We start from the raw sequence: 25,674 nt of genomic DNA, 5'->3' as shown, positions 1-25,674 counted from the left end.
CTTACGCTCGCGAGTGATGGCCGATACCGCGCAGACCTCGCCCCCGCCCGACCGGACCGACTTACCTCAGCGCTCCGCAGTGCGCTCGCTGTTGCGCCTGTGGCCGTTCATCCGCCCGGTGCGGGCGCGCATGGGCACCGCCGCGTGCGTGGCGGTACTCGCCTCGTGCATCAGCCTGGTCATCCCGCTGGTGCTCAAGTGGCTGGTGGACGGGCCGGTGGCCGAGCGCGATCCGGGCGGGGTATGGCTCGGTGGCGCCTTCCTTCTGCTGCTCGGGCTGGCGGAGGCGCTGTTGTTCGGACTGCGGCGCCGGCTGGTGGCGCGTCCGCTGGCCGGGGTCGAGGCGGCGATGCGCGAGGCGCTGTACCGCCATGTGCAGCGGCTGCCGGTCGCCTTCCACGACCGCTGGCCCTCGGGCCAGTTGCTGTCGAGGGGGACCACCGACCTCCAGCTGTTACGGATGTTCTTCACCTTCCCGCTGACGTTCCTGCTCGTCAACGGGGTGACCATCCTGGTGGGCGCGGTGATCCTCATGGTCCAGCGCTGGTCTCTGGGCCTGGTGCTGCTGGCGCCGCTGCCACCGCTGATGGTGCTGTGCTCGGTCTTCGAGGCGAAGTACGGGCGCGCGGCCCGCCAGGCCCAGGACCAGGTCGGCGATCTGACGACGGTGGTCGAGGAGTCGGTGCTCGGCATCCGCATCATCAAGGGCTTCGGACGCCATCGCAGCCAGGCCCGGTCCTTCCGGAAGCTGACGCATGCGCTGCGTACCTCCGAACTCCGCAAGGCCCGGCTGCTGGCCTGGATCCTGGTCTTCATCACCGCACTTCCGGAGCTCGCGATCGGCGGCGCCCTGGTGCTCGGCTCGCTCCAGGTGGCCGACGGCGCGCTGTCCGCGGGCACCCTCGTCGCCTTCCTCTCGACCGCGCTGGCGCTGCGCTGGCCCGTGGAGTCGATCGGCTTCCTGCTGGCCATGAGCAACGAGGCGGCAACGGCCACCGACCGGTACTTCGAGGTCATGGACGAGCCCGCGGTGGAGGCATCGTCGACGGGCAGGGAGACCGGGGGCGTACGGGTCGGGGGCGTACGGGTCGGGGGCATAAAGGGCGGGGACGTACGGGCCGCGGACGCACACGCCGCGAACGCACGGGCCGGGAACGCACCGCCCACGGGCCCGCCGGACGCCACCGCACGGCCCACGGACACCCCGGCCTCGCACTCCCCCGCGGCGCCCGGCACCGGCGGACTGGTCTTCTCCGGCGTCGAGTTCCGCTACCCCGATGCGCCGCCGGACGCCCCGCCCCTCCTCAAGGACATCACCCTGCACATCCGGCCCGGCGAGACGATGGCGCTGGTCGGGGCGACGGGCAGCGGGAAGACCACGCTCACGGCGCTGGTGCCGCGGCTGTACGACCCGACCGCGGGCCGGATCACCCTCGACGGGCGCGATCTGGCGACGCTCAGCCGGGACGAGGCCCGTGCGCTGGTCGCGGTGGCCTTCGAGGAGCCCACCCTCTTCTCGGCGACCGCCGCGGAGAACGTGCTGATGGGCAGCGAGGACGCCCAGGACAGTGACCTCCGGCGGGCGCTGGCGGTGGCGCAGGCCGAGGGATTCGTCGACGCCCTCCCCGAGGGCAGCGCGACCCAGGTCGGTGAGCAGGGACTGAGCCTGTCCGGCGGGCAGCGGCAACGGCTCGCCCTGGCCCGGGCGGTGGTCGGCCGGCCGCGCTTCCTGATCCTCGACGATCCGCTCTCCGCCCTCGACGTGCACACCGAGGCTCTGGTGGAGGCGGCGCTGCGCCGGGCCCTGGCGGCCACCACCGCTCTGGTCGTCGCCCACCGGCCGTCCACGGTCCTGCTCGCCGACCGGGTGGCGCTGCTGTCCGGCGGCCGGATCGCCGCCGTCGGCACCCACCACCAACTGCTCCGGGACCACCCCGAGTACGCCGTCCTGATGTCCGGCGAGGGAGAGAGCGCCCGATGACCACCACCGCGACCGGTCTCCCGCCCGACGGCCCCGAGGGAGGCCGCGACCCGCAGCAACACCCGCCTGCCACACCGCACCCGCCGGGGACCGTGGGCACTCCGGAGACCGAGCGAACCCCGGAGCCGGGCCTCTCAGAGACCCAGGGCCCGGCAGAGACCAAGGGCCCCGCAGAGACCGACGGCACCCCGGAGGCCGACGACACTCCGGAGCCCGAGGGCTCCCCCGCCACCGACGCCTTCGCCCACGATCTGCTCCCCACCCCCAAGGGGGCCGCGCGCACCCTCCTGGCTTCCCTGCTGGCGCCGCACCGGCGCCGGGTCCGGTGGGTGGCCGTTGCGCTGCTGCTCCAGCAGGCTGCCGTACAGGCCGGTCCGCTGCTGGTCGCCTATGCGCTCGACCGCGCGGTACCGGCACTGCGGGCGGGCGATCACGGGCCGCTGATCGCCGTGGCGGTGGCGGCGGTGCTGTGCGCGGTGGCGTCCGGCGGGCTGCAGTTCGGCTTCATCCAGCTCTCCGCCCGGGTCAGCCAGGATGTGCTGCTCGACCTGCGCGGCCGGATCTTCCGGCATGCGCAGGCGCTGAGCCTGGACTTCCACGAGCGCTATACGTCCGGCCGGCTGATCTCCCGCGCCACCACGGACGTGGAGTCGCTGCGTGAACTCCTCGAGGAGGGGCTGCAGGAGCTGATCACGGTCGTGCTCTCGGCGGTCTACATCACCGTCACCCTGATCTGGCTGGACTGGGGGTTCGGCGCGGCCGCCCTCGTCTCCGCCGGACCGCTCGGCCTGCTCGTACGCTCCTTCCGGCACCGTTCGCACCGGGTCTACAGCGCGAAGTCCACGGCGATGGCGAGCGTCATCGTGAAGTTCACCGAGACCCTGGGCGGCATCCGCCCGGTACAGGCGTTCCGCCGCGAGCGCCCGAACGACGCCGCCTTCGCCCGGCTGAACCACCGGCACGCCCGGATCAACGGCGCCACCTCCCTGGAGATGGCGCGCTACGTCGTCCTCTCCCGGCTGGTGGCCAACACCACAGTCGCCGCGCTCGTCCTGTGGGGCGCCTACCGTGTGGCCACGGGAGGGCTGGCGCTCGGTGTGCTGGCGGCCGCGGTGCTCTATCTCCGGCGGCTGTACGACCCCATCGACCGGCTCGGGATGTTCCTCAACGCCTATGAAGGCGCGGCCGCTTCCCTCCAGAAGATCGCCGGCCTGCTGGCCCTCCGCCCCGGCGTCCCGGAGCCCGGGACACCTGCCGCGCTGCCGGCCGTCGCGGCGGACCGGCCGGGCCGCGAGGTCGCCTTCCGCGGTGTCCGGTTCGCCTACCGCTCGGGCGGCGAGGTGCTGCCCCGCTTCGATCTGACCCTGGCGGCGGGCGCGACCGTGGCCGTGGTGGGTGCCACCGGCGCCGGCAAGTCCACCCTCGCCAAGCTGCTGGCCCGCTTCTACGACCCCACCGAGGGCGAGGTGCTGCTCGACGGCGTCGATCTGCGGGCGCTGTCGACCACCACCCTGCGCCTCGGTGTCGTCATGGTCACCCAGGAGGCCTTCCTGTTCTCCGGCACAGTCGCCGACAACATCGCCCTCGGCCGCCCGGACGCCACCCGCGCGGAGATCGAAGGCGCCGCGAAGGCCATCGGCGCCCATGACTTCATCACCGCTCTGCCGGACGGCTACGACACCGATGTCCGCAAGCGCGGCGGCCGGATATCCGCTGGCCAGCGCCAACTGGTGAGCTTCGCCCGCGCCCTGCTCGCCGACCCCGCCGTCCTCATCCTCGACGAGGCCACCAGCTCGCTGGACATCCCCGGCGAACGCGCGGTGCAGCGCGCCATGGCCACGGTGCTGCAAGGCCGTACGGCCCTGGTGATCGCGCATCGCCTCTCGACCGTCGAGATCGCCGACCGGGTCCTGGTCATGGCCGACGGCCGGATCGTCGAGGACGGCCCGCCGAAGGAACTCATCGCCGGACGGGGCCGGTTCGCCGAGCTGCACCAGGCATGGCGGGAGAGTGTCGGGTAGCCGGCCAGTTCGTAGGCTGGCTGCGCGCTTCGATGGACAACAGACACGTGACATGGGCCATGGGCCATGGGCCATGGGCCATGGGCCATGGGCCATGGGCCATGGGCCATGGATGAGCGTCCACGACGGACCGGTCCGCAGCGCTACTTGCGGGTGCGCGACACCTGTGAGAGCGCGTCGACGGTGACGCCCACAATGGCCAGGAGCTGCGCCGGGCTCGCCCCGGTTCTGCTCATGACGGCGAGAGACTGGTTCACGGCGGCCACGTGTTCAGCGAAGGCATCGGCGTCCTGGTCGGTCAATCGGCCTGCCTTCAGTGCGGCGCGCAGACGCAAGCGCTGGAAGCCCAGTGCCTCCTTCGCGCGAGCCGCGACGCTCTGGCTCAGCACCGGAATTGCCATGGCCGATTGGGCGACCAGGCATCCGTCCGGCAGTTCGGGATCGGCGATGCGCGCGAGGGTGACGTCGAAGAACGCACGAACGGCTGTATGAGGCTCCGAGGCTGCACACGACAGGGCGGCGTCGTACTTGTCGCCGTAGCGCGCGGCATAGCGATCCAAGCAGCGCAGGAAGAGCGTGTCCTTGTCGCCGAGCGAGGAGTAGAGGGAGCTGCGGTTCAGGCCGGTTGCCCGGGACAGATCGTCCACCGAGGTGTCGGTGTAGCCCGCGCGCCAGAACTGGATCATCGCGGCGTCAAGTGTCGTGTCCATGTCGAATTGCTTCTTGCCTGCCACGTGGCACTTCCTAGCCGGTGTGTCGATGGTCCGTGTTGCACCGCACCATTCCATCTTGAACCAACCAGTTCAAGATGTGTTAGCGTCCAAGCCTGGTCATGGCCGGGCGTCCTCCACAGCGCGACATGGCAGCCCGGCTCGTCGTCCCTGTCCTGCTACCGGGCCTCACCGGCCAGGGCGTCGGGACCCGGACGCCGAGCAGCACGCCGGCCCCTCCGGGCAGCTGCACTGCGCTCGTGGGCCCAACCCCCGGGCGAAGCCCCTGACCAGGACACCCGACACCGACGGAGGATCCCCGTGAGTGACCCTGCGACCAGCGCTCGGCACGTCCGCGAGAGTAACCCTGTCCCCGATCTGCCCCTGCACGACCTGGCGGGCTTCACTCACCGCTGGGTTGATGCCGACGGCGTCCGCCTTCATGCCGTCGAAGGCGGACGGCCGGCCGGCCCGGCCCTCGTCCTGCTCGCCGGATTCCCGCAAACCTGGTGGGCATGGCGAAAGGTCATGCCCACCCTCGCCGGCCGGTTCCACGTCATCGCGATCGACCTGCCGGGTCAGGGCCACTCCGAGCGTCCGGAGCGCAGCTACGACACGCACACGGTCGCCGCGCATGTCCACGCCGCCGTGAAGGCTCTCGGAGTGCCGACTTACTGGCTGGCCGCCCACGACATCGGCGCCTGGGTCGCTTTCTCCCTCGCACTCGGATGCGAGAGTCAACTGCGCGGGGTCGCTCTGCTCGACGCCGGAATTCCCGGCATCACCCTTCCCGAAGCGATTCCCACCGACCCGGATCGGGCGTGGAAGACCTGGCATTTCGCGTTCCACCTCGTGCCCGACCTGCCCGAGACGCTGCTTGCCGGACGCGAACGGGACTACGTCGGCTGGTTCCTGAAAGTGAAGGCCCTCGCTCCCGACACATTCGAGGACGCCGAGCTCGACCACTACGCAGCGGCCGTCGCCGTCGACGGTGGCCTCCGCGCCGCCCTTGCCTACTACCGAGACGCCGCCGAGTCGGCGCGCAAGAACCACGAGGCGCTCCAGCGGCAGCACCTGACTGTGCCCGTCCTCGGAATCTCCAGCAGCCACGGCTCCATCCCGGACATGGCGGCCTCCGTCAGCCCATGGGCCGACGACGTCACCGGAGTCGTCGTGCCCGACGCCGGACACTTCATCCCCGATGAGCAGCCCGAAGCCGTCGCTGCCGCGATAGCCGATTTCATCCTCGCCGGCGACTGACACCGGTCGGACCTGCCCGCCTGCGCGCCGCCCCGGTCCGCCTGCGCGCCGCCCCGGTCCGCGCGACGTCACGAGCGCAGCGCCGGCCAGAGTCTCCGGGCTCTTGCTTCAACCCCACTGCCCGCTCAGGTGGTTGAAGGACGCTCGGGCGGCGTTTTCCTGTGCGAGGGCTTCGTGTTGGCCGGTCCATCCGGTGGCCTGCTGCAGCGAGGCGAACTCGCGCTGCAGGGTGGTGGCGGAGGTGGTGCGGGTATCGGTGCTGATGGTGACCAGCAGCCCCTCTGCCAGCAGCGGGGTGGCGGGGTGGTGGGCCAGGCTGGGGACGGCGCCGGTCTGCACATTGCTGGTGGGGCACATCTCCAGGGCGATGTCGTCGGCGCGGAGCCGGTTCAGGAGTGCGGTGTCGGAGGTGCAGCGCACACCGTGGCCGATGCGGTGAGCACCGAGGACGTCGATCGCCTCCCACATGCTTTCCGGCCCTGCGGCCTCTCCGGCATGGACGGGTGCAGGGCAGGCCGGCACGGTGGGCGAGGTCGAAGGCGGCCCGGTGCGGCTCGGCGCCGCATAGGGACGGCGGGCACCTGTCGAGGCGAGCCCGGCCCTCCGCACGCCCGGTGAACTCCGGTTGCCGGAAACGGAGTTCACCGAGAAGATCGACACCTCACTCGCTGCCATCGACCGGGCGGGAGGAAGGCCATCCACGCAACCACGGCCCCCACCGGCGTCGAAACAAGCGTCGGTTCAGCCGGGGCGAGGACGACATGAGGGGCGGGGCGGACAGCATGAGGGGGCGGTCAGCATGACGGAGTCCGAGGGCGGCGGCGCGAGGGGGCCCGCCCCCGTGCCTGGCGCGAGGGGGCCCGCCCCGCATCGCGCCGGGCGCTATCTGTGGTGGCTGGTGGTCTGCCAGCGGGGGCGGGTGGTGGCGGGCGCCTCGTACGGGAGTCTGTGGATGGTGGGGCTGATGCTGCCGCCGTACGTGCTGTCGCGGGCCATCGACGACGGGCTGGCCCCGGGCCGGACGCCGGTGCTGCTCGGCTGGGTGGCGGTGCTGCTCGGGGTCGGGGTGATAAACGCCTGGATGGCGGTCATGCGGCATCGCACGATGACCCGGATCCGGATGGACGCCACCTTCCGTACGGTGCGTGCCCTCGTGGCCCAGACGGTGCGGCTGGGGGCGGCGCTGCCCCGCAAGGCGACGGCCGGGGAGGTCGTCGCGATCGGGATCGGCGATGTCGCGGTGATCAGCCAGACGCTGACGATGACCGGGCCCGGTGTCGGCGGGGTGCTGGCGTACGCGGTCGTCGCCGTCCTGCTGCTGAACGTCTCGCCGCTGCTGGCCGGAGTGGTGCTGCTGGGGGTGCCGTTGCTCGCGGTGCTGGTCGGGCCGCTGCTGGGGCGGCTGCAAGGGACGCAGACGCGCTACCGCGAGCGGCAAAGCGGGCTGGCGGCGCGGCTGACGGATCTCGTCGGCGGCCTGCGGGTGCTGAACGGCCTCGGCGGGAAAGCGGTGTTCGCCGACCGCTACCGGCACGCCTCGCGGGCGCTGCGCGACGAGGGGTACCGGGTGGGTGCGGTGACGAGCTGGGTCCAGGCGCTCGGGATCGGCCTGCCGACGCTCTTCCTGGCCGCGGTGACCTGGCCGGCGGCCCGGATGGCGGCCCAAGGCACGCTCACGTTGGGCGAGTTGGTGGCGGTCTACGGCTATACGGCGGCGCTGGTGGGACCGGTGTCGTACTTCATCGAGGGCGGCTACGGCCTCACCCGGGGGCTGGTCGCGGCCCGGCGGGTCGTACGGTTCCTGGCGCTGGAGCCGGACGGCGCGGACCGGGCCGGGAAGGCCGGCGCGGACCGGGACGCTCCCCGCGACCCGTCCGTCCTGCACGATCCGGCGTCGGGCGTCGCGGCGGTGCCCGGGGAGCTGACCGCGCTGGTCGCCGCCCGTCCCGCCGAGTCGGCTGCCGTGATCGACCGCCTCGGCCGGTTCGCGGACTCGGCCGCGACCTGGGGCGCGGTACGTCTCGACGAGATCGCGCCGGCACAGCTCCGCGACCGGCTCCTGGTGGCGGACAACGAAGCGGATCTGTTCGCCGGGACGCTGCGCGAGGTGATCGGCGGACGGCGGGAGCGGACCGAGGAGGCGATCGACGACGCCGTCCGCACGGCGCTGGCCGAGGACATCGTGCGCGGTCTGCCGGGCGGGCTCGACGCCCCGGTCGAGGCACAGGGCCGCAATCTCTCCGGCGGGCAGCGGCAACGGCTGCGCCTGGTGCGGGCTCTGTTGGCCGACCCCGAGGTGCTGCTCGCCGTCGAGCCGACCTCGGCGGTCGACGCGCACACCGAGGCCGGTATCGCGGCCCGGCTGCACGCCGCCCGCGCGGGCCGGACGACGGTGGTCACCAGCACCTCGCCCCTGCTGCTCGACCGGGCCGACCGGGTGTGCTTCCTCGTCCACGGCACGGTCGCGGCCATCGGCACTCATCGTGAACTCCTCGCCGCCCGGCCCGGATACCGCCGCCTGGTCTCCCGCGGCGAGGACGCGGAGGGCGACGGCACCGGCCCCCTGGGCGCGGCCGGGGTGCCCGTGAGCGAGGAGGACGCACGATGACGGTGGCCCCCACCCGGCCCCCGGCCGATGACGAGCTGCCGGACGGTGCGGCGCTGCCGGTGGCCGATCCGGCCACGACCCGGCGGGCGGCACTCCGGCTGATCCGGCGCGACGGCCGGGCCTTCGCCCTGATGCTGGCGCTCAACGCGCTGGCCGCCGGCGCCGGGCTGGCCGGCCCCTGGCTGCTCGGCCGGATCGTGGACACGGTGCGGGACGGCGGCGGGGTGCGCGCGGTCGACCGGCTGGCCCTGGTCATCCTGGTGTGCGCGGTGGCGCAGTTGCTGCTGGCGCGGTACGCCCGGTTCGTCGGGTACCGCTTCGGCGAGCGGACCGTGGCGCGGGTCCGGGAGCAGTACGTCGACCGGGCGCTGGCGCTGCCCGCCGCGACGGTGGAGCGGGCGGGCACCGGCGATCTGACGGCCCGGGGCACGTCCGATGTCACCGCGGTCGCCGAGACGCTGCGGGACGCCGCACCGGAGGTGTGCGTCGCCGTGGTGCAGGCGCTGTTCCTGCTCGGTGCGGTGGTCGTGCTCGATCCGCTGCTCGGCGGGTGCGGGCTGGGGCTGCTGTGCGGCCTGGTCGCGGTCCGGTGGTATCTGCGCCGGGCGCACACCGCGTATCTGGCGGAGGGAGCGGCGACCTCGGCGCTCGCCGAGCTGCTGTCGGCCACCGCGGCGGGCGCCCGCACCGTCGAGGCCCTGGGGCTCGGGGAACGCCGGCGGGCGGCGTGCGAGCGGGCCATCGAGCGCTGCCGGCGTACCCGTACCCGCACGCTGTTCCTGCGCAGCGTGCTGCTGCCCGCGGTGGACGCCTCATACGTCCTCCCGGTGGCCGGTGTGCTGCTGGCCGGCGGGGCGCTGCGGGGGCACGGCGCCGTCAGCCTGGGCGTGGTGGTCTCCGCCGCGCTGTATCTGCGGCAGCTGTCCGAGCCGCTGGAGACGATCCTCTTCCGGGTCGAACAACTGCAGAGCAGCGGCGCCGCGTTCGCCCGCGTCGAGGGCCTGGGCGGGGTCCGGCGGGCCGACGGGACCGGCCCTGCGGCCCTCCTGCCCCGTCCCTCCCGGGAGCCGTCGCCCGCCCCTGCCGCCACGGCCGCTCCCGCCGACCCTCTCGCCCCGCTCTCCCCCGTCGACGACCGTATCGACGTCACCTCCGTGCGCTACGCCTACGCCACCGGCGACGACGGCCCGCACCCCGCGCCCCGCGACGTCCTGTGCGGGGTGGACCTGACCGTCCGCCCCGGCGAACGCCTCGCCGTGGTGGGCCCCTCGGGGGCCGGCAAGTCCACCCTGGGGCGGCTGCTGGCTGGCATCGACGCGCCGCGCAGCGGCTCGGTGACGGTCGGGCGGGTGCCGGTCGCCGCGCTGGGCCCGGAGGTGCTGCGCCGGCAGGTCGTCCTCGTGACCCAGGAGCACCACGTCTTCCTGGGCACCGTCCGGGACAATCTGCTGCTCGCCGCGCCCGGTGCCGGGGACGCCGCGCTGCGCGCCGCGCTGGCCGCCGTGGGGGCCGACTGGGCCGAGGAGCTGCCCGAGGGCCTGGACACCGAGCTGGGCGCCGGCGGCCACCGCCCCGACGGCGCGCAGTCCCAGCAACTGGCCCTGGCCCGCGTGGTGCTGGCGGATCCGCACACCGTGATCCTGGACGAGGCGACCGCGCTGCTCGACCCCCGTACGGCGCGGCACACCGAGCGCGCCCTGGCCGCCGTCCTGAAGGGCCGTACGGTGATCGCCATCGCGCACCGGCTGCACACCGCGCACGACGCGGACCGGGTGGCCGTCATGGAGGCCGGCCGGCTCACCGAACTCGGCACGCACGACGAGCTGGTGGCGGCGAGCGGCGCCTACGCCGCGCTGTGGCACTCCTGGCACGGCCGGGGAACGCCCGGCTGACCCACCTCGCCTCGGGTGACCGCCGTCGGCGGGGACGGGATGACGGGATCCGGACGGCTATGAGCTGCTGTTCTCACGGCTTTCGGGGGTTTGAACGGGCGGGAACGGATCGCGCGGCCGATCACGGGCCGTCCGTCTTCCGAACACCGATTTCGCGCAACGGACGGTTTCCGGCCAATTCGTTGAACGGTGCCTGACAACAAGCCACCGGTGGTGGGACTCTTCCCCGCAACCGCCGCACGGATCCCCACAGCACCACATCCCGCGGTGGACGCAGGTTCTCCCTGCTCGCTCTGTTCCACGCGTACCACCCGTACCACTCGTACGCCCAGCGCCACCCGTAACACCCGTACATCCAGCACCCCCCGTACGTCTCCCCCCACACGCTCCAAGAGTTCTGCCTCGCTCTGCCCGGACGGCCGCTTCGCCGCCCGGTCCCCCTCGGCCGCCACGCCACTCGGGCGGCCACCGCAGAAGGAGTCAGTGTGAGACGCACCCCCCATGGACGCGCCGTTGCGACCGGTGCACTCGTCGCCGTCACGGCAATGCTGGCAGTCGGCGTCCAGGCCGGTACCGGCACGGCGGCCGCCCCGCGGCCGGGCACCACGCATGCCACCCCCGATCCCGGCGCCCTGCCGGCCAAGCTGTCCCCGTCCCAGCGTGCGGAGCTGATACGGGCAGCCAGTGCCACCACCGCCGAGACCGCGCGGCAGCTCAAGCTCGGCGCGCGGGAGAAGCTGGTCGTCAAGGACGTCTCGAAGGACGTCGACGGCACCGTCCACACCCGCTACGAGCGCACCTACGACGGGCTGCCCGTCCTCGGCGGCGACCTCGTGGTGCACGAGAGCAAGGGCGGCACGCTCAAGGGCGTCACCAAGGCCCTGCGCTCCCAGATCAAGGTCGCCAGCACCACCGCGAAGGTGAAGCCGGCCGCGGCCGAGGCGAAGGCCGTCACCTCCGCCCGGTCGCTCGGGTCGAAGAAGACCGAGGCCGCGAAGGCACCGCGCAAGGTGGTCTGGGTCGCCGACGGCAAGCCGCTGCTCGCGTACGAGACGGTGGTCGGCGGGCTGCAGGACGACGGCACCCCCAGCCAGTTGCACGTCATCACGGATGCCACGACCGGCGCCAAGATCTTCGAGTACCAGGGGATCGAGAAGGGCATCGGCAACAGCGAATACAGCGGCAAGGTCACCCTCGGGACCTCGGGCTCGGCCCCGAACTTCTCGATGACCGACGGCGCGCGGGGCAACCACAAGACGTACGACCTCAAGCACGGGTCCTCCGGGACCGGCACGCTGTTCACCGACGCGGACGACACCTGGGGCGACGGCACGCCGCAGAACGCCCAGACGGCCGGTGTCGACGCGGCCTACGGCGCGCAGGAGACCTGGGACTACTACAAGAACGTGCACGGCCGCAGCGGCATCCGCGGTGACGGCGTGGGCGCCTACTCCCGTGTGCACTACGGCAACAGCTACGTCAACGCCTTCTGGGACGACGGCTGCTTCTGCATGACGTACGGCGACGGCAGCGGCAACAACTCCCCGCTGACCGCCATCGACGTGGCCGGCCACGAGATGTCGCACGGTGTCACCGCCGCCACCGCCAACCTCACCTACAGCGGTGAGTCCGGCGGCCTGAACGAGGCGACCTCGGACATCTTCGGCACCGCGGTGGAGTTCTACGCCAACAACTCCTCCGACCCCGGTGACTACCTCATCGGCGAGAAGATCGACATCAACGGCGACGGCACCCCGCTGCGTTACATGGACAAGCCGTCCAAGGACGGTGCCTCGGCCGACTACTGGTCCAGCGGCGTCGGCAACAAGGACGTGCACTACTCGTCCGGTGTCGCCAACCACTTCTTCTACCTGCTGTCCGAGGGCAGCGGCCCGAAGGACATCGGCGGCGTCCACTACGACAGCCCGACCTCCGACGGACAGCCGGTCCCGGGCATCGGCCGGGCCAACGCCGAGAAGGTCTGGTTCAAGGCACTCAGCCAGTACATGAGCGCCAACACCGACTACGCGGGCGCCCGTACCGCCACCCTGCAGGCCGCGGCGGACCTGTTCGGCCAGGGCAGCGCGTCGTACAACACGGTCGCCAACACCTGGGCCGCGGTGAACGTCGGCTCCCGCGTCCCTGACGGCGGCGGGGTCACCGTCACCAACCCGGGCAACCAGACCAGCACCGTGGGCCAGGCGGCGAGCCTGCAGATCAAGGCGAGCAGCGGCACCGCGGGCGCGCTGACGTACGCGGCGACCGGCCTGCCCGCCGGGCTGTCGCTCAACACGTCCACCGGTCTGATCTCCGGTACGCCGACCACGGCCGGCACCAGCAATGTGTCGGTCACGGTCACCGACGCCGCGAAGAAGACCGGTAACGCCACCTTCACCTGGACGGTCAACGCGTCCGGCGGCGGCAGTGTCTTCGAGAACGCCGACGACGTGGCGATTCCGGACGCGGGCGCGGCGGTCACCTCACCGATCAATGTCGGCCGCACCGGCAATGCGCCGAGCACCCTCAAGGTCGCGGTGGACATCGTGCACACCTACCGCGGTGACCTGGTCGTGGACCTGATCGCCCCGGACGGCACGGCCTACCGGCTGAAGAACTCCAGCGCCTTCGACTCGGCGGCCGACGTGAAGACGACCTACACGGTCAACGCCTCCTCGGAGAAGGCCTCCGGCACCTGGAAGCTGCGGGTTCAGGACGTCTACTCTCAGGACACCGGCTACATCAACGGCTGGAAGCTGACGTTCTGATCCTCCGTCGGCACCCGGCCGTCACCTTCGTGTGACACAGCCAAGGGCCAATGGATCATCGCAGGTCACAACTTGCCTGCAGGACAACGATGTTGGGCGTCATCCCCGGATCCTCGGGGGTGGCGCCCAGCTCCGTTATACGAACAGCGATCACCTCTCTACGGACAATTTTCAGCCAATTCCCGAACACCCTCCTGACATGCACGCGTTCGAATGACAGTCTTCCCGAACGCACGTCACACCCGCATCGCTTTGCACCCCCACCTCTTGGCAAAGTTGAAGGAGCACGCGTGACCCCCCACATGTCCCGTAAGACCCGTATCGCCGGTATCTCCCTCGCAGCGGCGGCCCTCGTGGCCGCCGGCATCACCGCAGGTACCGCCGGTGCCTCCACCGTCCAGGCCCCCACCGCGGACGGTTCGCCCCTCAAGCTGAGCGCCTCGCACCGCGCGGAACTGCTGCGTGACGCGAGCGCCACCAAGGCGCAGACCGCCAAGGAACTCGGCCTGGGCGCACAGGAGAAGCTGGTCGTCAAGGACGTCATCAAGGACGCCGACGGCACCACGCACACCCGCTACGAGCGCACCTACGACGGGCTGCCCGTCCTCGGCGGCGACATGGTCGTGCACACCGCCAAGGGCGGCGCCATCAAGAGCACCACCAAGTCGACGGGCAAGTCGGTCAAGGTGGCCTCCACCACGGCGAAGATAGCCCCGACCGCCGCCGCGCAGTCGGCGCAGGGCACCGCGGTGAAGTCGCTCAGCGGCAAGAAGGCCGACGCGCAGACGCCCAAGAAGGTCGTCTGGGCCGCCTCCGGCAGCCCCGTCCTCGCCTACGACACCACCGTCAAGGGCGTCAAGAAGGACGGCACGCCCAGCCGGATGCACATCATCACCGACGCCAACAGCGGCAAGAAGATCTTCCAGTACGACGACATCCGCACCGGCAAGGGCGAGAGCGAGTTCAGCGGCTCCGTCGACCTGGGCACCTCCAAGGAGGGCAGCGGCTTCACGCTGACCGACGCCGACCGTGGTGGCCACAAGACCCTCAACCTCGGCAACAGCGAGACCGGCGAGGGCAAGGCCTTCACGGACGAGGACGACAAGTGGGGCACCGGCAAGCCCGACGACCCGCAGACCGCGGCCGTCGACGCCCACTACGGTGCCGCCGAGACCTGGGACTACTACAAGAAGGTCCAGGGCCGCAACGGCATCAAGGGTGACGGCAAGGGTGCCACCTCGCGCGTCCACTACGGCAAGAACTACGTGAACGCCTTCTGGGACGACGACTGCTTCTGCATGTCGTACGGCGACGGTGAGGGCGACAAGGCCCCGCTGACCGCCCTCGACGTCGCGGCCCACGAGATGTCGCACGGTGTCACCGCCGCCACCGCCAACCTCACCTACAGCGGTGAGTCCGGCGGCCTCAACGAGGGCACCTCGGACATCTTCGGCACCTCGGTCGAGTTCTACGCCAAGAACGACAAGGACCCGGGCGACTACCTCATCGGCGAGAAGATCAACATCAACGGTGACGGCAAGCCGCTGCGTTACATGGACAAGCCGTCCAAGGACGGTCAGTCGAAGGACTTCTGGGACTCCAGCACCGGTGGTCTCGACCCGCACTACTCCTCGGGTGTCGCCAACCACTTCTTCTACCTGCTGTCCGAGGGCAGCGGCCCGAAGGAGATCGGTGGCGTCAAGTACGACAGCCCGACGAAGGACGGCAAGAAGGTCGAGGGCATCGGCCGGGACAAGGCCGAGAAGATCTGGTTCAAGGCCCTGACCGAGTACATGACCTCGAACACCGACTACAAGGCCGCCCGTGAGGCGACCGTCAAGGCGGCCACCGACCTGTACAAGGCCGGCAGCCCCGAGGTCAAGGGTGTCGAGGCCGCGTGGGACGGCGTCGCCGTCAAGTAACGCGCCGCGCGGCAACGCGCTGACCGTTTCGGGGTGAGACCACCCTGCAGCGAGCGGTGTCCGGAGAGAACTTCTCCGGACACCGCTTTCGCGCGTCCGGGGCCGGGCGCCTCCCGACGGGGCCGGGGCGCCCCTGTCCGGGTGCCGGGGCACCTCCCGACGGGACAGCCCTTACCGCCGCGTCCCGTGATATGGCCGATTTCACCCCCTCATGCGCTCTTGTACGGACTACCTCCTGGGGGGAGGCTGCGAGGTGGGCGCCGAGGAGAACCGGCGCGGCACCGGACATCCGCACACCGCAACTCCGCTGTGATCACACCGAGTTGAGGAGGCGAACGCCGACCGTGTCAGCGCAGTGCCGCAGTCTCTCGCGAGGGGGCGGCAGGGTGTCCGCCGGCGCACGGCGGGCCCGGGGCCACGCACCCGCAGGACACCGTCCGCCGGCCCGCCCGGCAGCCGCCCGGCCGCCGCCCGCGGGAAGTCTCACCGGGTACGCCCGTGCTCACCCGCACCGCCCACCTGCACAGCAGCCACCGGGGGAACCACCGACCGGAGGCCGGAGGAGCGCCGACCCGCCCCGCCGCGCCATCCGCCAGCCGAGTGAAAGCGGACAGGAGCGCCCATGCGCGCACCCGGCACCCCCGCCGTGGAGCGGATACAAAGGACCAAACCTAGCAAAGCGCCACAAACTCAGGTGAGCCCATGATCGGTCGCATTCCTGTTCTGGACATCCGCCCGCAGATCGATTGCGGCCGCCGCCCGGCGAAGGCGGTGGTGGGCGAGACCTTCGAGGTCTCGGCCACCGTCTTCCGCGAAGGGCATGACGCCGTCGCGGCCAATGTGGTGCTGCGCAATCCGGCCGGCCGCTGCGGCCCCTGGACCCCGATGCGGGAGCAGGCACCCGGCAGCGACCGCTGGAGCGCCGAGGTCACCCCCGGCATCGAGGGCCGCTGGTCGTTCACCGTCGAGGCCTGGTCCGATCCGGTCACCACCTGGCGGCAGCACGCCGCCGTGAAGATCCCGGCGGGCATCGACACCGAGCTGGTACTCGCCGAGGGCGCGGAGCTCCACGAGCGGGCCGCCTCGGAGGTCCCCAAGAGCGACGGCCGGGAGTCGGTGCTCAGCGCCGTGGACACCCTGCGCAACCCCGAGCTGCCCGCCGCGACCCGGCTCGCCGCGGCGCTCTCCCCCCAGGTCACCGGGGCGCTGGACCGCCACCCGCTGCGCGAGCTGCTGACCGTCTCGCGCCCGATGCCGCTGGTCGTCGAGCGCCGGCGGGCCCTGTACGGCTCGTGGTACGAGCTCTTCCCGCGCTCCGAGGGCGCCACCGTGACCCCGGACGGCACCGCCGTCAGCGGGACCCTGCGCACCGCCGCCGACCGGCTGCCGGCCGTCGCCGCCATGGGCTTCGACGTGGTCTATCTGCCGCCGGTCCACCCCATCGGCACCTCGTTCCGCAAGGGCCCCAACAATGCGCTGTCGGCCGGCCCGGACGATGTCGGCTCCCCCTGGGCCATCGGCTCGCCGGCCGGCGGCCATGACGCCCTCCATCCGGACCTGGGCACCTTCGAGGACTTCGACCACTTCGTCCGCACCGCCCGCGAGCTGCGGATGGAGGTGGCCCTGGACTTCGCGCTGCAGTGTTCACCCGACCACCCCTGGGTCACCCTGCACCCCCAGTGGTTCCACCGCCGGGCGGACGGCTCGGTCGCCTACGCCGAGAACCCGCCGAAGAAGTACCAGGACATCTACCCGATCGCCTTCGATGCCGACTTCCGCGGGCTGGTCCGCGAGACCGAACGCCTGCTGCGCTTCTGGATGGCCAAGGGCGTACGGATCTTCCGGGTGGACAACCCCCACACCAAGCCGGTGGCCTTCTGGGAGAAGGTGATCGGCGAGATCAACCGCACCGACCCGGACGTGCTCTTCCTCGCCGAGGCATTCACCCGCCCCGCCATGGTGCACACCCTCGCCCGGATCGGCTTCCACCAGTCGTACACGTACTTCACCTGGCGCAACACCAAGCAGGAACTCACCGACTACCTGACCGAGCTGTCCGGCGAGAGCGCGGGCTACCTGCGGCCCAACTTCTTCGTGAACACCCCGGACATCCTGCACGCCTACCTCCAGGAGGGCGGCCGTACCGCCTTCGAGGTACGTGCCGTCCTGGCCGCCACGCTCTCCCCCACCTGGGGCGTCTATGCCGGATACGAGCTCTGCGAGTCGACGCCGCTGCGCCGCGGCAGCGAGGAGTACCTCGACTCGGAGAAGTACCAACTGAGGCCGCGCGAGTGGGATGCGGCGGCCAGAGCGGGGCGCACCATCGCCCCCCTGATCACCACGCTCAACCGCATCCGCCGCCGGCACCCTGCCCTGCAGCAGCTGCGCAACCTGCACTTCCACCACGTCGACAACGACGCCGTCCTCGCCTTCTCCAAGCACGAGGGGCACGGCGACCGGGCCGACACGGTGCTCACGGTGGTCAACCTCGACCCGCACCACACCCACGAGGCAACGGTGTCGTTGGACATGCCGGAACTCGGCCTCGGCCGGCACGAGTCCTTTCCGGTGCGCGACGAGCTCACCGGCGATACCTACCACTGGGGCAGGGACAACTATGTGCGCCTGGAGCCGGGCCGCTCTCTCGCGCCTGCCCATGTGCTGTCGCTGCGACCGTCCTCACCGATCGGAGGGTCACCCAATTGATCGTCAATGAGCCTGTCCCCGACACTTTCGAGGACACCCCGGCGAAGGACCGCGATCCCGACTGGTTCAAACGAGCCGTCTTCTACGAAGTCCTGGTGCGTTCCTTCCAGGACAGCAATGGCGATGGCATCGGCGACCTCAAGGGCATCACGGCGAAGCTCGACTATCTGCAATGGCTGGGGGTGGACTGCCTCTGGCTGCCGCCGTTCTTCAAATCCCCCCTGCGGGACGGCGGTTACGATGTCGCCGATTACACCGCGGTGCTCCCCGAATTCGGCGATCTGGCCGACTTCGTGGAATTCGTGGACGCCGCGCACCACCGCGGCATGCGGGTGATCATCGATATGGTGATGAACCACACCAGCGACCAGCACCCGTGGTTCCAGGAGTCGCGCACCGACCCCGAGGGGCCGTACGGCGACTACTACGTCTGGGCCGACGACGACAAGCAGTACGCGGACGCCCGCATCATCTTCGTCGACACCGAGGCCTCCAACTGGACCTTCGACCCGGTCCGCAAGCAGTACTTCTGGCACCGGTTCTTCTCCCACCAGCCGGATCTCAACTACGAGAACCCGGCGGTCCAGGAGGAGATGATCTCCGCCCTGCGCTTCTGGCTCGACCTGGGGATCGATGGTTTCCGGCTGGACGCGGTGCCCTACCTTTACGCCGAGGAGGGCACCAACTGCGAGAACCTGCCGGCCTCGCACGCCTTCCTCAAGCGGGTCCGGGCGGAGATCGACACCCATTACCCGGACACCGTACTGCTGGCCGAGGCCAATCAATGGCCGGAGGACGTCGTCGACTACTTCGGCGATTACGGCGTCGGCGGCGATGAATGCCATATGGCCTTCCACTTCCCGGTCATGCCGCGCATCTTCATGGCGGTGCGGCGCGAATCGCGCTATCCGGTCTCGGAAATCCTCGCCAAGACCCCGGCGATTCCGTCCGGCTGCCAGTGGGGCATCTTCCTGCGCAACCACGACGAGCTGACCCTCGAAATGGTCACGGATGAAGAGCGCGACTACATGTATGCGGAGTACGCCAAGGACCCGCGTATGCGCGCCAATATCGGTATCCGCCGACGGCTGGCCCCGCTGCTCGACAACGACCGCAATCAGATCGAGCTGTTCACCGCCCTGCTGCTGTCCCTGCCGGGTTCGCCGATTCTCTACTACGGCGACGAGATCGGCATGGGCGACAACATCTGGCTCGGCGACCGCGACGCGGTACGGACACCGATGCAGTGGACCCCGGACCGCAACGCCGGGTTCTCCTCGTGCGACCCGGGCCGGCTCTCCCTGCCGACGATCATGGATCCGGTCTACGGATACCAGGTCACCAATGTCGAGGCCGCGATGAGTTCGCCGTCCTCGCTGCTGCACTGGACCCGCCGGATGATCGAGATCCGGAAGCAGAACCCCGCGTTCGGGCTCGGCAGCTATACCGAGCTGTCCTCCACCAACCCGGCGGTGCTGGCCTTCCTGCGGGAGGCGCCGGGCGCCGGTGGCGCGGACGACGACCTGGTGGTCTGCGTGCACAACTTCTCGCGCTTCGCCCAGCCCACGGAGCTGGACCTGCGGTCGTTCTCCGGCCGCCATCCGGTGGAACTCATCGGCGGCGTCCGCTTCCCCGCCATCGGGGAGCTGCCGTACCTGCTGACCCTCGCGGGCCACGGGTTCTACTGGTTCCGGCTGCGCAGAAACTCCGGATAACATCCGGCGCCCTGACCGGGCACGGGTGCCGGAAAGACGCCCGTACGCGGCCGCCTGGCGCGTACGGGCGTTTTTTGACCTTTCGCCCGGGCACCCTCCCTACTACCGCACGGGCCGGGTGAGCCATCGTCGGTCCCCCCGGCCCGGGAGGGAACCCGCCGCGCAGCGGAGCAGGGCACGCCGGAATCGCCGCTGCCGTACGGACGGGCTCGCCCGGTGCCCGCCCCCGGACCGCGTCCGGGTGCACCACCGGCAGCCTCCGTCTGGGGGTACCCCCACCGCGCCATCGCACAGTCAAGGCCGCATTCCGGGACACTTTGCCCTATATGTCGTGTGCCCGGGGAAAGGACGCGACGCCATGTCGGACACCGCCTCGACCCGTGCCACCCGCAACACCCCTGATCAGCGCCCGCTCGCCGCCGCCCCCGATCTGCTGTCCTCGCTGGCACCCCTGCTCGCCGAATGGGTACCGCGCCAGCGCTGGTTCGCCGGTAAGGGGCGGCTGCTCACCGGCTTCGGCCTGCTCTCGGCGACCGAACTGCTGCCGTGCACCGACGGCAGCGCCCCCGGCCTGCTGCTCCTGCTCGTCCGCGCCCAGCAGAGCGCGCCACCGAGCCGTAGGCCCGTCGGCGGAGACTGCTACCAGCTTCTGCTGGGGGTGCATCCGGCGCTGCCGCCGCAGCTGGCGCCGTCGGTGATCGGCCGCCCCGGCGGCGGTCCGCTGCGCGGCCGCACCGTCTATGACGCGCTGCTCGACAACCGGCTGTGCGGGCTGCTGCTGGAGCGACTGCGGGTACCGGGCCGGCTCGGGGCGCTGCGCTTCTGCCGGGAGCCGGACGCCGAGATCCCCTCCGGGCTGCCGGGCCGGCCGATCGCGGTCGAGCAGTCCAACTCCTCGATCGTCTACGGGGATTCCTTCATCCTGAAGGTCTTCCGGCGGATCGAGCCGGGGGTCAACCCGGACCTGGAACTGCCGCGGGCGCTGGCGGACGCCAAGTGTCCGCGGGTGCCCGCGCCCGCCGCCTGGTACGAGTCGGCGGCCGCCGAGGCGACCACGCTGGGCGTGCTGCAGCCGTTCCTGCCGGGCTCGGCGGACGGCTGGCAGCTGGCGCTGAACGCGCTGGCCGTCCGCGCCGATTTCACCGGCTCGGCGCGGGCGCTCGGCCATGCCACCGCCGAGGTGCACACCGCGCTCGCCCAGACGCTGCCGACCACCGAGCTGCGCCGCCCGCAGCTGGAAGTGATCGCCGCCCAGATGCACGAACGGCTGGACGCCACCGCCCGCGCGGTGCCCGTACTGCAGCCCTACCGCGCCCGGCTGCGCACCGCCTTCGACACGCTGGCCGCGACCGGTCACGACGGCCGCAGCTGGGCCGCCCAGCGCATCCACGGCGATCTGCACCTGGGCCAGACGCTGCGCTCCGCCGACGAGGGCCGCTGGTCGCTGATCGACTTCGAGGGCGAACCGGCCCGCCCGCTGGCCGAGCGGCGCCGCCTCCAGCCGGCGGTGCGCGATATCGCGGGGATGCTGCGGTCCTTCGACTATGCCGCGCGCAGCGGCCCGGCCGGCGGGGACCCCTGGTCGCTGGAGTGGGCCCGGCGCACCCGTGACGCCTACTGCCGGGGCTATGCGGAGGCCGGCGGGCTCGATCCGCGCTCGGCGCCCGAACTGATGCGCGCTTACGAGACCGACAAGGCCGTTTACGAGGTGCTCTACGAGGCCCGGCACCGGCCCGACTGGCTGTCCGTCCCGATGGCCGCCATCCGGCGGCTGGCGGCCGGCGGGGAGCAGGGCACGGGGGCGGACAGCCCGTCGGGCAGGCGGCCCGGCGGGGCAGCCGGTTCCGCCGGGCCCGGCAACGGCCGGGGGTGAGGGGCCGCAGACGAACCGCCGATCCGCCGCACGTACGCCCCGTAGGCCCCGAGACCCGACCGACGCCCCGCACCGCCCCGAACCGCACCGCCCCGAACCGCACCGCCCCGCCCCGCCCCGCCCCGAGGAGGCCTCTCGTGACCGCCCGCCCGCCGTCCCGTCCCACCACCCCCGACACCACGCCCGCTCCGGGCGCGGCCGACGACAGCGCGGCGGGGCGGTCCGGCCGCGCGGCGACGTCCCGGCCCCCGGCCGTCGCACCCGCGGTGGCCGCGCGGGGCACTTTCGCCGGCCCCGCGGCCGGTGCCTCACCCACCCGGCCGTCCGCGCCCCGGGAGGTCTCGGCGCCCGGCCGGGCGGCCGCGCCCGCGGGCCCGTCCCGTGCGGCGCCGCCGGGAGCCGGCAGCCATGGGGTCCGGTCCGCCGCGCCGCTGTCCGACGAGGACCGCGGCCGGCTCCTGGACGGGGCCCATCACGATCCGCACGGGCTGCTCGGTGCCCACCCTGTACGCGGCGGACTGCTCATCCGGGTCCTCAAGCCCTGCGCCCGGGGCGTCACGGTCCTGGCGAAGGGGCTGCGCGCGGACCTGCCCGCCGAGGGCGACGGGCTGTTCGCCGGGGTGCTGCCGCTGCGCACGGTCCCCGACTACGAGCTGCTGGTGGACTACGGCGACAACGCCCTGAAGGTGCAGGACCCCTACCGCTTCCTGCCCGCGCTCGGCGAGCTGGATCTGCATCTGCTCGCCGAGGGCCGGCACGAGCAGCTGTGGCAGGCGCTCGGCGCGCGGATCACGGAGCACCAGGGGGTGACCGGTACCCGCTTCACCGTCTGGGCGCCCAATGCCCGGGGCGTGCGGGTCGTCGGCAACTTCAACTACTGGGACGGCACCGGCCACCCGATGCGCTCGCTGGGTTCCTCGGGTGTCTGGGAGCTCTTCCTGCCGGGCGTCGGCGAGGGCGAGCTGTACAAGTTCGAGATCACCCGGCCGGACGGCTCGCGGACCCTGCGCGCCGACCCGATGGCCCGGCGGACCGAATGCCCGCCCGCCAACGCCTCGGTCGTGGAGGCCTCGCACTACCGCTGGACGGACGCCGACTGGATGGCCCGGCGCGGCGAACGGCCCGTGCACGAGGCGCCGTTCTCCGTCTACGAGGTGCATCTGGCCTCCTGGCGTCCCGGCCTCACCTACCGCCAGCTCGCGGTGCAGCTCCCCGCCTATGTCAAGGACCTGGGCTTCACCCACGTCGAGCTCATGCCGGTCTCCGAGCACCCCTTCGGCGGCTCGTGGGGCTATCAGGTGACCGGGTTCTACGCACCCACCGCCCGGATGGGCACCCCGGACGACTTCCGGTTCCTGGTCGACGCACTGCACCGGGCCGGCATCGGCGTGCTGATGGACTGGGTGCCGGCGCACTTCCCGCGCGACGACTGGGCGCTGGCGGAGTTCGACGGCCGCCCGCTCTACGAGCCCCAGGACCCGGCACGGGCCGCGCACCCGGACTGGGGCACCCTGGAGTTCGACTACGGCCGCACCGAGGTCCGCAATTTCCTGGTCGCCAACGCCGTGTACTGGTGCGAGGAGTTCCATATCGACGGCCTGCGGGTGGACGCCGTCGCCTCGATGCTCTACCTCGACTACTCGCGCGAGGACGGCGGCTGGACCCCGAACGTGCACGGCGGCCGGGAAAACCTCGATGCGGTCGCCTTCCTCCAGGAGATGAACGCCACCGTCTACCGCCGCTGCCCCGGTGTCGTGACCATCGCCGAGGAGTCCACGGCCTGGGACGGCGTCACCCGCGCCACCCACCATGCGGGTCCCGGCGGCTTCGGCGGTCTGGGCTTCGGGCTGAAGTGGAACATGGGCTGGATGCACGACTCCCTCGGCTATGTCTCCAAGGAGCCGGTGCACCGCAAGTACCACCACGGCGAGATGACGTTCTCCATGATCTACGCCTACTCCGAGAACTATGTGCTGCCGATCTCGCACGACGAGGTGGTGCACGGCAAGCGCGCACTGGTGTCGAAGATGCCCGGTGACTGGTGGCAGCAGCGGGCCAACCACCGGGCCTACCTCGGATTCATGTGGGCCCATCCCGGCAAGCAACTGCTCTTCATGGGGCAGGAGTTCGCCCAGGGAGCGGAGTGGGCGGAGAGCCACGGCCCGGACTGGTGGCTGCTCGACCCGTCGTACGAGGCGGAGCCCGACCACCGGGGCGTACGCGATCTCGTCCGCGAGCTGAACCGCCGCTACGCCGCCACCCCCGCGCTGTGGGAGCGCGACACCGATCCGGCCGGCTTCTCCTGGATCGACGGCGACGCGCGCGAGGACAATGTCTTCTCCTTCCTGCGCTTCGCCGCCGACGGCTCTCCGCTGATCTCGGTCACCAACTTCTCGCCCGTCGTCCGCCACGCCTACCGGCTCGGCGTCCCCGGCCACGTCCCCGCCTGGCGGGAAGTGCTCAACACCGACGATCCGCGCTACGGCGGCAGCGGCATCACCAACCCCGACGCCCTCAAGGCCGAACCGACCCCCTGGAACGGCCGCACCGCTTCCGTCTCCCCCGTCCTCCCCCCGCTGGCCACCCTCTGGCTACGGCCGGCCTGACCACCTCACGGCTGCGGGCCCGAGAGTGGCCGGTGCGCGGGGTGTGCCGCGGTGTCCAGCGGTGTGGCGCCCGGTCACGCCGGAGGGGCGGGCGCCGCACCCGGCGCCCGCCCCTCCGCTCTTCCCGCGGCCGGGATCAGACCTTGGCGGACGTCTTCGTCATCGCGCCGTCCCGTGGTTCGACGACCTCCGGGGCGGCCGGCTCCGCGGAGGCGTCGTCGGCCATCGTCTTCTCGTCGAACGGCAACCGGCCGGCCAGCACCTCCGCCGCCCTGGCCTGGTCGATCTCCTTGGTCCAGGTGCCGATCAGGACGGTGGCCACCGCGTTGCCGGCGAAGTTGGTCAGGGCGCGCGCCTCGCTCATGAAGCGGTCGATGCCGACGATCAGGCCCACGCCGTCGACCAGTTCGGGGCGGTGCGACTGCAGGCCGCCGGCCAGGGTCGCAAGTCCCGCGCCGGTGACGCCCGCCGCGCCCTTCGAGGCGATGACCATGAACACCAGCAGCGAGATCTGCTGGCCGAGCGGCAGCGGCTTGCCCATCGCCTCGGCCACGAACAGCGAGGACATCGTCAGGTAGATGGCGGTGCCGTCGAGGTTGAAGCTGTAGCCGGTGGGGACGGTGATGCCGACGACCGGCCTGCCGACGCCCAGGTGCTCCATCTTCGCGATCAGCCGGGGCAGCGCCGACTCCGAGGAGGAGGTGGACAGGATCAGCAGGAACTCCCGGCCGAGGTACTTCAGCAGCCGGAAGATGCTGACCTTGGCGATCAGCCGCAGCAGCGTGCCGAGCACCACGATCACGAACAGCACACAGGTGGTGTAGAAGCCGATCATGATGACGGCCAGGGACTTCAGCGCGTCCAGGCCGGTCTCGCCGACCACCGCCGCGATGGCACCGAAGGCGCCCACCGGCGCCGCCCACATGATCATGGACAGCACCCGGAAGACCAGCTTCTGGAGGTGCCCCACACCGCGCAGCACCGGCTCGCCCGCCGCGCCCAGCGACTGCAGCCCGAAGCCGACCAGCAGCGCCACCAGCAGCGTCTGGAGCACCTGCTCCTGGGTGAAGGCGGAGACCAGGGTGGTGGGGATCATGCCGAGCAGGAAGTCGGACAGCGACTCCCCGCCGCCCCCGGTCTGGGCGTGGCCCGCGTGCCGGACGGACTCGGTCAGATGGAGACCGGAGCCGGGGTCCAGCAGGTTGCCGACGACCAGGCCGATGGCCAGCGCCACGGTGGACATCACCATGAAGTAGCCGAGGGCCAGTCCGCCGACCGCGCCGACCTTGGCGGCCTTCCGCACCGAGCCGACGCCCAGCACGATGGTGCAGAAGACGACCGGCGCGATCATCATCTTGATCAGGTTCACGAACCCGGTGCCGAGCGGCTTGAGCTGGACGGCGACACCGGGGGCGGCGAAGCCCACGATGATGCCGAGCAGTACCGCCCCGATCACGGCGATATAGAGGAAGTGGGTCCGGTCCCGCTTCGCCGGCGCGGTCTCCTCGGTGGTGCCCCCGGACGTCGGGGTCTGTGCAGCCACGGCTGCCTCCTCGGTCTACGGCTGTGCGCTGATCTGCGGCTCTGTCGCACAACAAGTTCCGGCGACTATGCA

At 71.5% G+C, this 25,674-nt stretch carries 14 protein-coding genes; 11 read left to right on the top strand and 3 right to left on the bottom strand.

Annotated elements, in window-relative coordinates:
* Nucleotides 1-16 precede the first annotated feature (16 nt).
* Nucleotides 17-1,981 carry an ABC transporter ATP-binding protein gene (locus tag ABR737_RS31220; RefSeq protein ID WP_350254081.1) on the top strand — a complete coding sequence of 655 codons (1,965 nt, stop codon included), beginning with the start codon at nt 17-19 and terminating at the stop codon, nt 1,979-1,981.
* Nucleotides 1,978-4,002: an ATP-binding cassette domain-containing protein gene (locus ABR737_RS31215; RefSeq protein WP_350254079.1), complete on the top strand. Its 2,025-nt coding sequence runs from the start codon at nt 1,978-1,980 to the stop codon at nt 4,000-4,002. The genes ABR737_RS31220 and ABR737_RS31215 overlap by 4 nt, the downstream gene beginning before the upstream one ends.
* A 143-nt stretch (nt 4,003-4,145) precedes the next feature.
* On the opposite strand, the gene ABR737_RS31210 is transcribed toward ABR737_RS31215, so the two are convergent.
* Entirely contained in the window at nt 4,146-4,736 is a 591-nt protein-coding gene (locus tag ABR737_RS31210) for a TetR/AcrR family transcriptional regulator (RefSeq protein ID WP_350254078.1), read from the bottom strand.
* Nucleotides 4,737-5,033: 297 nt separating this feature from the next.
* Between ABR737_RS31210 and ABR737_RS31205 the strand changes: the two genes are divergently transcribed.
* A complete protein-coding gene (locus ABR737_RS31205) occupies nt 5,034-5,972 on the top strand; it encodes an alpha/beta fold hydrolase (RefSeq protein WP_350254077.1) in 939 nt (312 codons plus the stop codon).
* A gap of 108 nt (nt 5,973-6,080) precedes the next feature.
* On the opposite strand, the gene ABR737_RS31200 is transcribed toward ABR737_RS31205, so the two are convergent.
* Nucleotides 6,081-6,440 (bottom strand): hypothetical protein, encoded by a 360-nt coding sequence (locus ABR737_RS31200; protein ID WP_350254075.1) that lies wholly within the window; start codon nt 6,438-6,440, stop codon nt 6,081-6,083.
* A 331-nt stretch (nt 6,441-6,771) separates the two neighbouring features.
* Here ABR737_RS31200 and ABR737_RS31195 point away from each other — a divergent pair, with 331 nt between their 5' ends.
* The 8 genes from ABR737_RS31195 (at nt 6,772) to glgB (ending at nt 24,059) form a co-directional block, all read left to right on the top strand.
* Nucleotides 6,772-8,580 carry an ABC transporter ATP-binding protein gene (locus ABR737_RS31195; RefSeq protein ID WP_350254073.1) on the top strand — a complete coding sequence of 603 codons (1,809 nt, stop codon included), beginning with the start codon at nt 6,772-6,774 and terminating at the stop codon, nt 8,578-8,580.
* Entirely contained in the window at nt 8,577-10,472 is a 1,896-nt protein-coding gene (locus tag ABR737_RS31190; protein WP_350254071.1) for an ABC transporter ATP-binding protein, read from the top strand. Before ABR737_RS31195 ends, ABR737_RS31190 begins: the two co-directional genes overlap by 4 nt.
* Before the next feature lie 485 nt (nt 10,473-10,957).
* The gene (locus tag ABR737_RS31185; RefSeq protein WP_350254070.1) at nt 10,958-13,237 is read left to right on the top strand and encodes a M4 family metallopeptidase; all 2,280 of its coding nucleotides are present in this window, start codon (nt 10,958-10,960) and stop codon (nt 13,235-13,237) included.
* 290 nt (nt 13,238-13,527) lie between these two features.
* Nucleotides 13,528-15,159: a M4 family metallopeptidase gene (locus ABR737_RS31180; RefSeq protein ID WP_350254069.1), complete on the top strand. Its 1,632-nt coding sequence runs from the start codon at nt 13,528-13,530 to the stop codon at nt 15,157-15,159.
* 702 nt (nt 15,160-15,861) lie between these two features.
* Nucleotides 15,862-17,865, top strand: a complete 2,004-nt coding sequence (locus ABR737_RS31175; protein ID WP_350254067.1) for an alpha-1,4-glucan--maltose-1-phosphate maltosyltransferase — start codon at nt 15,862-15,864, stop codon at nt 17,863-17,865.
* Complete coding sequence (gene treS, locus ABR737_RS31170) at nt 17,862-19,580, top strand: maltose alpha-D-glucosyltransferase (protein WP_350254066.1); 1,719 nt, start codon at nt 17,862-17,864, stop codon at nt 19,578-19,580. Before ABR737_RS31175 ends, treS begins: the two co-directional genes overlap by 4 nt.
* A 358-nt stretch (nt 19,581-19,938) precedes the next feature.
* Complete coding sequence (locus ABR737_RS31165) at nt 19,939-21,453, top strand: maltokinase N-terminal cap-like domain-containing protein (protein WP_350254064.1); 1,515 nt, start codon at nt 19,939-19,941, stop codon at nt 21,451-21,453.
* A 431-nt stretch (nt 21,454-21,884) separates the two neighbouring features.
* Nucleotides 21,885-24,059 (top strand): 1,4-alpha-glucan branching enzyme, encoded by a 2,175-nt coding sequence (gene glgB, locus ABR737_RS31160; RefSeq protein ID WP_502964522.1) that lies wholly within the window; start codon nt 21,885-21,887, stop codon nt 24,057-24,059.
* A gap of 136 nt (nt 24,060-24,195) precedes the next feature.
* Here glgB and ABR737_RS31155 read toward each other — a convergent pair whose 3' ends face one another.
* The gene (locus ABR737_RS31155; protein ID WP_350254060.1) at nt 24,196-25,602 is read right to left on the bottom strand and encodes a cation:dicarboxylate symporter family transporter; all 1,407 of its coding nucleotides are present in this window, start codon (nt 25,600-25,602) and stop codon (nt 24,196-24,198) included.
* Nucleotides 25,603-25,674 lie beyond the last annotated feature (72 nt).

It is taken from the genome of Streptomyces sp. Edi2 (assembly GCF_040253635.1).
GTDB lineage: Bacteria > Actinomycetota > Actinomycetes > Streptomycetales > Streptomycetaceae > Streptomyces.
This window is presented reverse-complemented; position numbering and strand designations above follow the sequence as displayed.